13 protein-coding genes and 1 tRNA gene are annotated in these 13,840 nt (G+C 50.0%); 10 read left to right on the top strand and 4 right to left on the bottom strand.

Annotated features, from left to right (window positions below):
• Positions 1-23: 23 nt before the first annotated feature.
• Positions 24-99 (top strand) — tRNA-Asn (locus tag D4100_RS10520).
• A 1,332-nt stretch (positions 100-1,431) separates the two neighbouring features.
• On the opposite strand, the gene D4100_RS10525 is transcribed toward D4100_RS10520, so the two are convergent.
• Entirely contained in the window at positions 1,432-2,088 is a 657-nt protein-coding gene (locus D4100_RS10525) for a lysozyme inhibitor LprI family protein (protein ID WP_006319320.1), read from the bottom strand.
• A 674-nt stretch (positions 2,089-2,762) separates the two neighbouring features.
• On the opposite strand from D4100_RS10525, the gene D4100_RS10530 reads away from it, so the two are divergent.
• The 6 genes from D4100_RS10530 to D4100_RS10555 all read left to right on the top strand — a co-directional run bounded on the left by D4100_RS10530 (position 2,763) and on the right by D4100_RS10555 (position 8,115).
• Positions 2,763-3,536, top strand: a complete 774-nt coding sequence (locus tag D4100_RS10530) for an SDR family oxidoreductase (RefSeq protein ID WP_119804292.1) — start codon at positions 2,763-2,765, stop codon at positions 3,534-3,536.
• Positions 3,537-3,633: 97 nt separating this feature from the next.
• Complete coding sequence (locus D4100_RS10535; RefSeq protein ID WP_006319324.1) at positions 3,634-4,392, top strand: type 1 glutamine amidotransferase domain-containing protein; 759 nt, start codon at positions 3,634-3,636, stop codon at positions 4,390-4,392.
• A gap of 67 nt (positions 4,393-4,459) precedes the next feature.
• Positions 4,460-4,729: a hypothetical protein gene (locus D4100_RS10540; protein WP_006319326.1), complete on the top strand. Its 270-nt coding sequence runs from the start codon at positions 4,460-4,462 to the stop codon at positions 4,727-4,729.
• Positions 4,722-6,491, top strand: a complete 1,770-nt coding sequence (locus D4100_RS10545) for a monovalent cation:proton antiporter-2 (CPA2) family protein (protein ID WP_119804293.1) — start codon at positions 4,722-4,724, stop codon at positions 6,489-6,491. Before D4100_RS10540 ends, D4100_RS10545 begins: the two co-directional genes overlap by 8 nt.
• 5 nt (positions 6,492-6,496) lie before the next feature.
• A complete protein-coding gene (locus D4100_RS10550) occupies positions 6,497-7,078 on the top strand; it encodes a DUF924 family protein (protein WP_119804294.1) in 582 nt (193 codons plus the stop codon).
• A gap of 128 nt (positions 7,079-7,206) precedes the next feature.
• A complete protein-coding gene (locus D4100_RS10555; protein WP_006319332.1) occupies positions 7,207-8,115 on the top strand; it encodes a LysR family transcriptional regulator in 909 nt (302 codons plus the stop codon).
• Positions 8,116-8,265: 150 nt separating this feature from the next.
• Here the strand turns inward: D4100_RS10555 and D4100_RS10560 are convergent, their stop codons facing one another.
• Together D4100_RS10560 and D4100_RS10565 are read right to left on the bottom strand one after the other, a co-directional pair.
• Positions 8,266-8,955, bottom strand: a complete 690-nt coding sequence (locus D4100_RS10560; protein WP_119804295.1) for an O-methyltransferase — start codon at positions 8,953-8,955, stop codon at positions 8,266-8,268.
• 286 nt (positions 8,956-9,241) lie between these two features.
• A complete protein-coding gene (locus D4100_RS10565; RefSeq protein ID WP_119804296.1) occupies positions 9,242-10,132 on the bottom strand; it encodes an oxidoreductase in 891 nt (296 codons plus the stop codon).
• 147 nt (positions 10,133-10,279) lie between these two features.
• Here D4100_RS10565 and D4100_RS10570 point away from each other — a divergent pair, with 147 nt between their 5' ends.
• Positions 10,280-10,978, top strand: coding sequence for an RluA family pseudouridine synthase (locus D4100_RS10570; RefSeq protein ID WP_006319338.1), 699 nt, complete (start codon positions 10,280-10,282; stop codon positions 10,976-10,978).
• A gap of 118 nt (positions 10,979-11,096) precedes the next feature.
• Here the strand turns inward: D4100_RS10570 and D4100_RS10575 are convergent, their stop codons facing one another.
• The gene (locus tag D4100_RS10575) at positions 11,097-11,636 is read right to left on the bottom strand and encodes a DUF2058 domain-containing protein (RefSeq protein ID WP_119804501.1); all 540 of its coding nucleotides are present in this window, start codon (positions 11,634-11,636) and stop codon (positions 11,097-11,099) included.
• Between the two features lie 283 nt (positions 11,637-11,919).
• Here D4100_RS10575 and D4100_RS10580 point away from each other — a divergent pair, with 283 nt between their 5' ends.
• Complete coding sequence (locus tag D4100_RS10580; RefSeq protein WP_006319341.1) at positions 11,920-12,600, top strand: Crp/Fnr family transcriptional regulator; 681 nt, start codon at positions 11,920-11,922, stop codon at positions 12,598-12,600.
• A gap of 399 nt (positions 12,601-12,999) precedes the next feature.
• Positions 13,000-13,656 carry a beta/gamma crystallin domain-containing protein gene (locus D4100_RS10585; RefSeq protein WP_119804297.1) on the top strand — a complete coding sequence of 219 codons (657 nt, stop codon included), beginning with the start codon at positions 13,000-13,002 and terminating at the stop codon, positions 13,654-13,656.
• Positions 13,657-13,840: the final 184 nt, after the last annotated feature.

Below are 13,840 nucleotides of genomic sequence, written 5' to 3' on the forward strand. Positions count from 1 at the left end.
ATGATGCGCCCCGTTCACACGATTCCTCTGTAGTTCAGTCGGTAGAACGGCGGACTGTTAATCCGTATGTCACTGGTTCGAGTCCAGTCAGAGGAGCCATATTAGAGAAGCCCGCTTAAGGAAACTTAAGCGGGTTTTTTGCTATTCTGCGGTCTTATCGCACCCCATTAAGCTGTAATCTCATCCTGGTGTATCTTCTGTTTTCCCTCCGCATCGGGGGGATTGGTGGTCCGCTGTGAGGTCATGTCGGTTCGATTATGGAATGATCTCCAAATGTCGCTTAACGACACGATAATCCGCAGTCTTAAACCTTCTGAAAAACCTTCAACGTTTCCGGTTCATTTAAGCGGAATACTTGCACAAATATTGATCCTCATCGCTTAAAAGTCTCATACAGAATCACCTTCAACGAGCCAATAAAACAAACTCCACTTGTGAACTATGAGTCCACTAAAATCACATAGAATATATTGGATAGATTTTCTGGATAGTCTATTCAGCGTTTCGGGGCTTATTTTTCGGGAGTAAGTGTCTAGACTTAATCTTCTGATAGACATAAGAGGAGAACTAGTGCCAGCTGAGTACCCTATTAATTTCTTCAAAACTCCACATCAAAAGAAATAAAACATCTTTCACCTGTATAAAAACCAATGGACGCACCAAGCCATTTAAAAGAAAAAATAAATAACAAACACAAAATGATTAGAGTTATTTATATATTTAGCCATTCTAGAGGGTTAATCCATGAAAAGAAAAGATGAGCTCACAGGATATGGAAGAAATATAAAAAATGAAACAAACCATAAATCGCCCAAGCTAACAATACATCTATGCCTCATAACGGATAATGTTTTTTTTGATTTTAAAAATGATAGATTAATATGCATTCCAGTGGATAAAGGAACAAAAAAAATCTCATGCATTTACATGAGAAAAACATTATCCAGATTACTAAAACACCTGCTAAACAGTTGCGAAGGCGACCTGATAAAAATCGACGATTTGCTTTTCAATGTGTGGGACACATATGGTTTGCAATCATCAAGCGCTCGCCTTTGTCAAGTAATGCATACCTTGAAATTTAATTTAAACTCACTTGGTGTACCTGTTGATTTTATCAATAGGGCAGACAACCACCACTATAAAATAAGAAACGATATCATTACACGGTTATACTCAATACATGATTAATCCATTAACTATAACACTGTGGTTGTATCCCTTTCACAACCACAGTGGCCATTTATATTGGAAATGCCGTAGCCACAGCAATCATCGTCAAATGTAAGCCTTCACCGCATACCATTGATACTCCATATATCCTCAGGAACATCACCGGCACCAAATAAAGCGATTGCGATATAAATCAAATAATAATAATGGCTAAACCGGTAAGTAATCGCAGTGACATTGATAAATGCGATACCTTTCTTATTTTTTATACGTACCATCAAAAGATGCGGAATTTCCGCAGAAAGCTCGGCACCCTGCAGAAGAGACGTTTATTTGAGAGCCTGTGACATTCATGTTTACGGTACATTTCTCATCCCCCCCGGTCTCTTCAGCAGTAAACGTATGCTGAACGGACGCACCTTTCAGTGGCGCAACAAAAGTCACCGAGCAAGAATCATAGGAAGGCTCACCTACATCTGTGGCTATGTTAACGGCCAGTTTTCCGTCGGGGAATAACACGCTGTCGATAAAGCCTGACTTATTAGAGAAAATCCCCGTCAGGTGTTGGTGATCATAACTGGCACTGAGCTCGATATAGCGGGCCCGATAGCTATCGTAGAGACAACTCGCCACTTTATCGTCCGAACCTTTGCATTTATTTCGTTTCGCAAGCCAGGCCTGCTGACTCGTTTTCAATGCAACGACATCGACACCGGGTGATTGACTGACTGCCTTATAAAGGTTGGCCATGGTGTTGTCTAAATCCCCCATTCCAGAGTTACCGCCAGAACAAAGCACTTTTTCGACATGCGTCCTTGCTTTTGCACAGTCAAAACTGGGCTCCTCCTGCGCGAAGGCAAAAGAAGAAACAGACAGTGTTAACAGTGCCAGACCAAAACCCAAGGGATAATTCATAGTATACATTTCCTTTACCGTCTCCTTTTCGGTGAACCCGAAAACGAGTGATAATCAAGATAAGGCATCATCGTTATTGATGATGCATTGAGAAGCGTCCACTTTACTTCACTTGCCCTTACTCCGGCAGCGTCTCAGGGAATAACCCTCATCAGAATCGCCACTGAAGCCCCCCTTACCCCGTTGCCCTGATAGTTTTCCGATAACAAGCCAGATAAGCATTAGTCTGACATAGCGCAATGTTTGTATATATAGCTAATGGACTGATTTTATTTATCATATCCCTACCCCAAAGGGTATTGATCTATGGATAATTGCTGTTAAAGATAAACCAATCAACTCTGTTTTATAGTTTCCACTTGTCCATTCGGAACTGTAGTCAATGAATTGGAAAAGTCCAGATCCCTAATAAAAACCTGAAGGCAAAACTGACTTTAGTTATTAGCCCTCGTAAAGATACTTAATAAATCCATCTTTATTATTGTATTTCAGGTACATAAAAACCCAGCATCATCTTGTAAACATTAAAACTGTCATGAAGAAACACTGAGAATGAAATGAATTCCTTAGGGATTGGTTCGTTTTTCTGGATTGTTTATTCAGATTATCACTACTTATCTTTGCAATAGGAAAGTCTAGACTCAACTTTCTAATACCTATCCAAGGAGAGTTTCATGGCAGACCATTCTATCAAAGGCAAAACCGTCCTCATTGCTGGCGGCGCCAAAAACCTCGGCGGTTTGATCGCCCGCGATTTGGCCGCTCAAGGCGCGAAGGCCATTGCCATTCACTATAACAGCGCATCCTCAAAAGCGGATGCCGATGAAACCCTGGCCGCTATCGAAGCCGCTGGCGCGCGGGCGGTGGCATTGCAGGCCGATCTGACGACCGCGGATGCCGTCGAGAAACTCTTTGCCGATACCATCGCCGCCATTGGTAAACCGGATATCGCTATCAACACCGTCGGCAAAGTGCTCAAAAAGCCAATGGCAGAGATCAGCGAAACAGAATACGACGAGATGACATCGGTCAACTCAAAAACCGCTTTCTTTTTCCTCAAAGAGGCGGGTAAAAACCTCAACGACAACGGTAAAATCTGTACGATAGTCACCTCGCTCCTTGGCGCTTATACCCCCTTCTACGCCGCCTACGCAGGCACCAAAGCCCCGGTAGAGCATTTCACCCGGGCGGCCTCCAAGGAGTTCGGCGAACGCGGTATTTCGGTGACCGCAGTGGGACCAGGTCCAATGGATACGCCCTTCTTTTACCCTGCAGAAGGTGCCGATGCTGTGGCGTATCACAAAACCGCAGCAGCGCTTTCGCCTTTCAGCCAAACCGGCCTGACCGATATCGAAGACGTGGTGCCTTTCATTCGCCATCTGGTGAGCGACGGGTGGTGGATCACTGGTCAAACCATTCTCATCAACGGTGGTTACACCACTAAATAATCTCAGCTATACCGACGGTCACCGCATTAACGTTGCGGATGACCGTTTATTTAGATAATGACCGCCACCGCCGTTAAACCCACCCAAAGGGATCATCATGTCGATATCCGATCTGAAAGTCGAAACCCGCTTGGGCAAGAAGCACACACCGAGCCGCATTCTTTCTATCGTCTCCAACACCGCTCAACTCAAAGGCTTCCCGGTCGGTTTCTTCGCTGAAGAGATGACCCGCGCCTTCCTTATGTTCATCGAAGCCGGTCATCGAGTGGATCTTGCCTCTCCAAAAGGCGGCGAGGTGATGTTCGATATACACAGCGACCCACGTACGCCAGACGGTGCCTATGCCAACGATCTCATCAGCCTGGGTTTCGTGCACCACGCCACGTTCGGGGAGATGCTGAAGAACACACTGCCCATCAGCACCCTGAATGTCGCCGATTACGATGCAGTCTGGGTCGCCGGCGGCGGCGGCCCGCTGCTGACTTTCAAGGATGACCAGGCGTTACACAAGCTGATCGCCGATTTCTACGAGAAGGGCAAGATCGTCACACTGATCTGCCACGGTTCTGCGCTACTGCTGTGGACACGCCTGTCCAATGGACGGCTGCTGGCCGAGGGCAAAAAGTGGACGGGTTTTACCAATGAGGAAGAAGAGCAAATCAACCGAACCTTCGGCATGACGCTCAACGAATATACGATCGAGAGCGAAGCCGCCGCGCTACCGAACACCCAATTCCTGCGCCGTGCGGCCAACGAACCCTTCGCTATTCGCGACGGCCGGCTAATCACAGGCCAGCAACAATACAGCAGCGCAATCACCGCCGAATTGGTACTGGAAGCACTCGACGAACGTTAAGCCATGAATAGGCACAACGAACGGTCCGTTGGGTTTGAACCCCGTAAATGAGAAAGGAGAAAATGGAATGCATGTACTCATGGTTATTGGTGGTGGCCTGCTTCTTTTAGGCATATTTGTCCTGTTCGGCTGGCTTTGGGGAGCCAGCGCCGCAGGTATGGCGCTGGCAGCCAAATGCTTCGTGCCAGCCTGGTTGGCAATATCGGTGATCAATATGTGGGTGGGGGTTGTGCACGCAGGCTACAGCCTGCGCGCGGAGTTGCCCATCTTGTTGCTGGTTTTTGCCGTGCCCGCTATCGTGGCCGGCATTGCATTCTGGCAGTATTCCCGTGTCTGAAGCGTTAGCAAACGGCAGCGCCGGCGATCTGCTCCAGGTCGTAACATTGCTTGGTGCAGCCGTAGTGGCCGTACCCTTATTCAAACGTCTGGGCCTGGGTTCCGTGCTCGGCTACCTGGCTGCAGGCCTGGTTATCGGCCCCTTCGGGCTGGGCCTTTTTAATGATCCCCAAACGATCCTGCATACGGCTGAACTTGGCGTCGTGATGTTTCTCTTTATCATTGGCCTGGAAATGCGCCCGTCCCATTTATGGAACATGCGGCGTGACATTTTTGGCCTGGGTAGCCTGCAAGTACTGACTTGCGGCTTGCTGCTTAGCGGCATAGGACTCATCTTCGGTTTTTCATTGGCCGTCTCCTTCATCTGCGGGATGGGCTTCGTCCTCACGTCTACCGCGATCGTTATGCAGCTTTTGGGGGAACGCGGTGATAGCGCTACGCCTCGCGGACAAAAAATTGTCGCTGTACTGCTGTTCGAGGACCTGCTGATCGTGCCCCTGCTGGCGTTGGTCGCATTCCTCGCGCCGGCCGGCTCATCCTCATCGCCGCCCAACACAATCTGGATGAACATCGCTATCGCTGCAGGCGCGCTGGCCACTCTGTTCGCCGCCGGCATCTGGCTGTTGAATCCGCTGTTTCGTATATTGGCCAATGCCAAAGCACGGGAAGTGATGACTGCCGCCGCATTATTGGTTGTGCTCGGCGCGGCGCTGCTCATGCAGTTAGGCGGTTTGTCCATGGCCATGGGCGCATTTCTGGCCGGTGTACTGCTGTCTGAATCCACCTTTCGTCATCAGTTAGAGGCCGATATTGATCCCTTCCGGGGTCTGCTGTTGGGGCTGTTCTTTCTCGGTGTCGGGATGTCATTGGATCTGGCGGTCGTCGCGCGTAATTGGCCCCTCATTATCTCAGGCGTTCTGGCGATGATGTTGATTAAAGGTCTGTGCATTTATGGCGTGGCGCGACTGACGAAGAGTTCACATGCCGACGCGCTGGAGCGCGCCGTGCTGATGGCTCAGGGGGGAGAATTCGCCTTTGTGCTCTTCGCCGCTGCATTGGCCAACCGCGCATTACCCACAGAGGTCAATGCCAACATGACCGCCATCGTCGTACTGTCGATGGCCCTGACACCGCTTGCAGTACTTCTGCATCGACGTTGGCGCGCCGTTCCCGGCGACTCATTGGCAGGAGCCCAACGGCCGGAGTCATTATCCAACTCGGTCCTCATCATCGGGTTCGGCCGTTTTGGGCAGATCGTGAGCCAACATGTACTGGCCATGGGCGCGGATATTGCCATCATTGATCGCCAACCGCAGGTCGCGCGCGACGCAGAGGAATTCGGTTTCAAAGTGTACTATGGTGATGGCGAGCGCGCGGATGTCCTGCATGCCGCCGGAGCCCATCACGCCCGGGCCATTCTGATATGCATCGACGATCCTCGGGCAACCACGATGATTGTCGAGCATGCCAAAACGCATTTCCCTCACGCCCGGGTACTGGCGCGCGCACATGATCGAGAACATGCGATTGAATTAATCAAGGCGAATGTGGATTACCAGGTCCGGGTTACTTTCGAATCCGCCATGGCTTTTGGGCACGAGGCTCTGCTGACACTGGGTTCTTCGCCTGAGGATGCAGCCGATTTGGTGGCTGAATTACGTCGTAAAGATACCGATCGCCTGGCCATGGAAATCTCTGGTGGCATTTATGCCGGTAAATCGATGATTCAGGGCAATGCGGTAATTAAAGCGAAGAAGGATTAGTCCCTATGCCGACAACGTTATGTCAGCACAACAATGTCCCCGCCAAAGTGGTACAACGAGCGAGTGATGTCGTGACGTTTTGGCGGCAAGTCGGCCCCAGCCAGTGGTTTAACAAAGACCCGGCTTTTGACGGAAATTTCCGCGAACGCTTTTGGGCCCTGCATTTGGCTGCGGCCAGACGTGAACATGACGATTGGGTAAACACACCTGAAGGCGCGCTGGCACTGGTGATTTTACTCGATCAGTTTCCTCGAAATGCCTTTCGTAATACCAGCCACATGTATGCGACGGATGGACTGGCGCGGCATTTTGCACTCATAGCCATCAAGAAGGGATATATGAATACTGTCGAACCTGCTCTGCGCCTGTTCTTTTGCCTTCCGTTTGCCCACTCTGAAACGCTGGCTGATCAGGATCTTTCTGTCACGCTAAACGCTCAGTTGGGCGCGGTTGAACGCTCCCATGCTGAAGGACACCGCGATATTATTCGACGTTTTGGGCGTTTTCCGCATCGTAATCGACTGCTGCTACGCGAAACCACAGCACAAGAGCAGGTCTTTCTCGATGCAGGCGGATTCGCAGGTTAGCGGCACCGCACTAGCTGAATTTCATACTGAAAAAAGGATGAGTTATATTCTGCAAATCCCGCCCCTCCCAGAGACTGATAGAAAATAGCGAATTTGCATTTTCCAAAAAATAACAACGAGATATAAAGATGGACAGGTTCAACCAATATCGCGTATTCGTGCAGGTAGCAGAAATGGGAAGCTTTGTCCGAGCCGCCAATGCACTCGATATACCGCGCGCCTCGGTTTCCGCCGCCATCCAGCAATTAGAATCGCAGCTGGGCGTAAGGCTACTACACCGTACAACTCGTCAGGTGCGACTGACGGCCGACGGCGAACAGTTGCTCGAACGCCTGCGCCCCTTGCTGGCCGAAGTGGAAGACATCGACCAGTCATTTCAGCTCAGCCAATGCCAGGTTTCCGGCAAGCTGACTATTGATGTCCCAAGCCGCATTGCTCGCCGATTGATTGCCCCGGCGCTGCCAGGATTATTGCGTCGCCACCCGCAATTACAGCTGGTTCTCGGATCGGCGGACAGGGCTATCGATTTGGTGCAGGAAGGTGTGGATTGCGCCATCCGTGTGGGCGCGTTGCACGACAGCAGTTTGGTCGTCCGCGCTCTCGGCCATATCGCTCTGATCAATTGCGCCAGCCCTGCTTATCTCAGTGAAAACGGGCTACCATCCCAACCGAGCGATCTCACCCAAGGGCATTGGGCCATCGGTTACACCTCATCCAAAACCGGTAAAGAGTTACCATGGGAATATGAGTCAAATAATGGCCACACACATAGTCTCCATATACCCAGCCAGGTTGCAGTGAACAATGCTGAAAGTTATATCGCTTGCTGCCTGGCTGGCCTTGGGCTGATACAGATCCCCCGCTTCGATGTTCAGCACCTTCTGAACTCAGGGGAACTGATTGAGGTCATGTCAGACTATCGCGCCGCCCCAATGCCGATATCTCTTATTTATCCGCATCGTCGCCAACGTTCCCGACGCCTGGCTGTTTTTCATTCGTGGTTCGAAGCCTTACTGCAACCACATTTGGATAGTTAACTTGACCAAGGATGATGCTTTATCAACGCCATGCTTTAGGCTTTCACTTCCTCACCAATTAATATTTTTGATTCCGACAACGTCATGCCGGCTACGCAAGTAGCCCGGCACAGGGGGTAAAAAACCGTCTGGCGGCAACTTGGTTCAGTTTTAGCAGGATGGACAGTTAACTATAGCCATGACAAAACCATCCCATCCCTTCTCACCGACAGTCTGTATTGCCGTAGCCTCAAGCCGTTCGTCTTCTGAAATCATCTGAATAAAATGTCTTAGTCCCTGCACGTTAGGATCCTGAGTCTCAGAATCAATCACTCCTCCGCCACGAACCGTATTATCACCTATGATTACAGTACCTTGCTTCGACAACTTTATTGCCCACTCCAGATAGCGAGGGTTATTAGCTTTATCGGCATCAATAAAAATAAGGTCAAAGGGTGCTTTAAGCATGGGTAACACATCAAGGGCGGCACCAGTATGAAGCTCAACACGTTCAGTCAGTCCTGCATTGTCTATATTTTGGCGGGCAACCTTTGCATGATGTTCATTAAACTCAATGGTCGTTACGCTCCCATAGTGCGGTAAAGCTTTAGCCATCCAGATCGTGCTGTAACCTCCGAGCGTTCCTATTTCAAGAACGCGGGAGGCGCGTGTCATTTTGATGAAAAGCGCCAGCATCTTGCCTTGTAAGGCGGAAACATCGTGTGCGGGCAATCCATGATCTGCGTTATTGGCAAGAGTGTATTTTAAATCGGGCCCTTCAGGCGCAAGCTTTTCAGTAAACCAGGCATCGACCTGTGCCCATTTTTCGGCGTCTCCGGAAGGATAATCAGGGGTTCGCATAGGTGCTCTCATCTCCTTTAGCGGTTTTATAAGAAGTTTAGATATCGCGTATTACAGGCTCAAGATAAGTAACCCGCCCCCCATTGATTTAAACCCGGAGAGGTTTGCAACGTCCGCTTCCGGCACGAAACTGCCCACGGCAACACCATCGAAAACGAAATGCACATATACCGGCGCATCTTACAGACGGGCACTGTTTCAGTCGTTTTAATGGACTGGATTTATCGAGCACACTTGCGGCGATTCCGGCCGTCGCTGCCTTACAAATCCCCTGCCGTTAACGGTTTCACCCCGGCCCCTCACTGCCTGCCGCCAACAGCGGTACCAACACATCGCTGATGGGCGTAGGAATACCCAGTGAGTGCCCATAACGCTGTACCACGCCGTTGCGGATATCCCACTCCAGTGGGCGGTTGGCCTGGCGGTCGGCGAGAATCGAGGTGCCTAAATCCGCAGGGGCACGATGAAAACCGTCAAGGATCTCCTGCGGAACCTTATCGCTCAGTAACGCCCCCTTTGTACGCGCTACGGTCAGACACTCGCGCAAATAAGCCAGAGCCAGCCCAGTGATATCCCCGCGCGCGAACATCCCGGCACGGCGATTAGCCAGCACCATCAAACCGGCGACCGCATTCTGCAGCAGTTTGCGCCAGGCGATGGAGATAAAGTCGGTTGACAGCTCAACCGCGCAGCCTGTGCCTTTGAGCACATCGGCTATTGCTTTTGCTTCGGGTACATCCGGCAGCGTAAGGCGCGGTTTGGCACGCAGCCAGACCGAGGCATCCGGCTCGCGCTGTGCCGGGAACCACACTACCGAAGGCAGCACCTTTGCGCCGTTGACGTAGGGTTCCAGCAGGCTTTCCTGCTCGACGCCATTTTGCAGTGCGCATACTAGGGTGTGCTCATCGCACAGCGCGGCCAGCCAGTTGGCGCTGTCAGCTACCTGGGTGGTTTTTACCGCGACAAAAACCAGATCGAACGGGTGGCTGATAGCCGCCGGGTCGGTCAATACCGGGCCTGGCACCACGACTTCCTCCTCATCGCGACGTAAAATCAACTGAGGATGCGCGGTTCGCCCGCAAAGAACTGGCGTTCGGCCAACTTCATGCAGTACCGCGGCGATGGTGGTCCCGATAGCACCCGGACCAATAAGAGCAATTGTAGGATGGTCAGACATCTTGCGTTCTCCTGATTCGATTAACCCATCATCAGAGTATCGGCGACGATTAACCTAAGCAAAGTTCGCGAAGATCGGCAAGCGTGGATTAGCCAGTCGGTTTAAAATTCGTTATCATCCGCTCCCACTCTTCAGCCGGGTAGCCTGATGTCCAGGATTATCGATACCTTTATTGCCCCGCCGTGCCATGACAAGATCGAGGATCTCTATCAGGACGATCACCTGGTACTGATCAATAAACCCGCCGGGCTGCTCAGCCTCTCGGGGAAAAATCCGCAAAATCTGGATTCGGTGCATCATCGGCTGGTACAGATATACCCTGGCTGCACCCTGGTCCACCGCCTGGATTTCGGTACTTCCGGGCTGATGGTGATCGCCCGCAATAAGGCTATAAATGCCGCCCTCTGCCAACAATTCAGCCAGCGCACTGTGACCAAAGTGTACAGCGCGCTGCTCTGCGGGCATCTGAACGACGACGAAGGGGTGATAGACGCAGCGATTGCCAAAGACCCGGCGCTGTTCCCGCTGATGTCGATTTGCGCCATCCACGGCAAGCCCGCGCGCTCCAGCTATCGGGTCGTTGAGCGCTTTTATCACGAGTTGGAAGACGGGACGTTACTGCCATTGACGCGGGTACAGCTAACCCCGGAAACCGGGCGCACTCATCAACTCCGCATCCATTGCCAGCTGTTGGGCCACCCTATTTTGGGCTGCGATCTGTATGGCGGCCGCCTGTTGCCAGGCACCGAACGGACTCCGCGGCTGATGTTGCACGCCAGTGAGCTGCACTTCGTTCATCCCATTGGCGAAGAGCGGATCAAGGCCCGTAATGCCAGCCCGTTCTGAAAACGAAAGCGCTATGACGATACCGTCGCGAAAACGCCCCGGCGTGGCGCCAAAGCGCATCCGGAAACGCTTAATCAGATGAGGTAAATCGTAAAACCCGGCCTCGGCAAAGCGTCAATTACCACATCAAATCATCGGGCACTTTAAAATCGGCATACGGATCTTCTTCATCCTGCTCTTCCTGACTAAGCGCACTGTTTAATACGATACTGTTCGCATCTCGCTGCGCAATTTTATCGGCTACGCTCGCGGGGATAATCGCGTATTCACTCCGGCTACCGTTATCGACAACCAAACGAGCAATGGCGAGACGGCCACTAATCAGCTGAGCTTGGGTAAGCTTATCCACCATGATTTTTTTGATTAAATTATTATCGGTGAAGTTAAAACCAATATCGCCTTTTGAAATGTCGATTCTGTTCATTTCAATCAGCTGCTTCACCTGAGCTTTATACTCTTTAGATAAAGCCGCTTGTTTTTGCTGCTCGCTTAGCTGTTTATCACGTTCAAGCTGTGCTTTTTTATTTTCTTCCACAGCCTCTCTTGCCTCACGCGCCTGCACTCGTGATTTTTTAGCCGTTTTTTGGACTTTGGCCACTTTTTTGCTGGTCACTAAACCCGCTTTTAGCATCTGCTCTTGCAAGGTGAGTTTTGTCATCTTCGTTTCTGATATCCGTTGAATAATTTGCAGGATTATACCTGTAATTTTCGCGGCTGCACCAGGTTGCAGGACCTGATCATCCTGTGGCTTAAATGTGGAGGGGTCTAGGCGGAAGCCTGCATTGCCGAACGAGCCCCCAGCCCCTATCGGGCGAACGCCACGCCGGGAGATGGCTTTATCCCTGTTATCCATCGCTATTTTCTCCGCGCCACTTTTAATACAGATTTTTCTTATATAAAATTGTGTCAAATGACACTGTTGGGTGAGAAAAGTGAAATACATGACCCGTGCAAACGCCGAACGCATCATCTGCGAACGCGGTTGGCTGGCGCAGATGCCCGAAAATTTCAGGGAAGGTTTGCTGCAAAAGGCACAACTCCTGAAGTTCGAACCGGGGCAAGTCATCTTTCGTCCTGGCGACCCCGCAGGCGGTATCTATGGGCTTGTCGCGGGGACGGTGATCGTGAACACCGCCCCGCTCGATTCGACACCGCGCCTGATCCACATTGCCGTGCCGGGTGGGTGGACGGGCGAAGACTGCTTCATGACGGGGCAACCTCGGCGGATAGAGTTGGCGGTGAAAAGTGAAACCTGGTTGATGCACGTCCCGCTGAAAACCATGGAGCAGATGGCGCTCGCGGATCCGAGCTATATTCGCGCGTTCGGTGTTATTTCGATTATCGCGTCCGATTCGCTGCTGAAAATTGTGCACAGCCTGCAGAAAAAGAATGTCAGCGCCAGAATCGCCTCCGCGCTGCATCGCATGTCCTGGTCGACTACCGCGCCCATGTCCGTATCGCAAGAAAATCTCAGCATCATCACCAATACCTCCCGGAAACAGGTCAACAATGCGCTTCAACGCTTTGTCGAGGCAGGCTGGGTTGAAATAGGCTATCGCGCCATCACCGTCATCGACCCTTCCGCGTTGCGGCAATTTGCCGAACAGGACCAGACGGACTGACGATGACCTGTGCCCCACCGGTAAGGTGAAAAAATAACGCAATAATGCCCTTTCGCCAGGCTGCCCCGGCAAGGTGCAGAACTTGTTCCGTAGACGTCAGATACCACTATTCGCAGCGAGCAAATAAATAAAAAACAATAACCATTAATAATTAATCTTAAGGATTTATTTACTTTTATATATGTTAGCGCATAATCATAAAGAACACGTAAAATTAAAAATCATCATAAAATTAAAATGGACACTTTTATTTTCCATACAATCAAAACATGCGCAACTCTATTACTCAGGGATCCCCTGACGCTTAAGACAGATATTCTATTCTGGCAGGAAATGACAAATAGTTTACTTAGGTTAATATCAATCCATCAAACCAATGCTCAAATAAGGAAATAGGCCATGAGTGCAAAAAATAGCGAAGCAGTTTTTTACAAACAAAAAAACCTTTCCGGTGAGAGTTACTCTTATCAAGAGCGAGAGGTAGCCTATACTCTCCCGTCAGGATTAAATGATAATTTTCTATCGGTAGACGTTGGAGAGCTGGTTAAAGTTTATGCCTGGAAACATTATAACGATACTCAGTCGGGTCAGATACACCGAGTGTGGGAGTCGACGCAGAATGATATTTCAAGCATCCAGGGATTGTCTAAGTTTGTTGTTTCACCTAAAGACTCTGAGTTATTAGCAATTAAAGTAATTAATAACTCGGGTAATAATAAACCTTACTATGCATTTATTAGAACGTATACAATAGCCAATCCTGTTCGTATCCATTCTGGTCATGATTATGAAATTGTTGGGTTAATTAAGAAAGATGGCCAAAAATACGTTGCAGATATAGTTATTTTTGACGAAGCTACCAACGTTCCGGTCATTCAAGGGGCTGCCTATTTTTCATATGACAGCACTACAAACTCACTGCATGCTACAACTTACCAAGAAATCTTTCCAAAAGATCTCGAACTTGTAAAAAGCACTGATTACCGCTTCGATTTGGTTATTAAATCAATTCCCCACGAGACTGAAGGCAAGGTGATGAGCCAAGAAAAAGCTTAAGGTTCATAGGTTGGTCAGTGGCATGAAAACCGCGCCAAAACATAGCCTGATAATTATATATTTTTCAAAATGTTATCCACTTTTCCTAAAGTGAATGTCACATCGGCGGCTTTTTGTTGTCAGCCTTAATCCCCCTGGAAAAGTGGTGATTGAACCCGTGAGAGCTCTGGCCTGAAGGGAGCCC

The sequence above is a fragment of the Serratia inhibens genome, assembly GCF_003591175.1.
GTDB lineage: Bacteria > Pseudomonadota > Gammaproteobacteria > Enterobacterales > Enterobacteriaceae > Serratia > Serratia inhibens.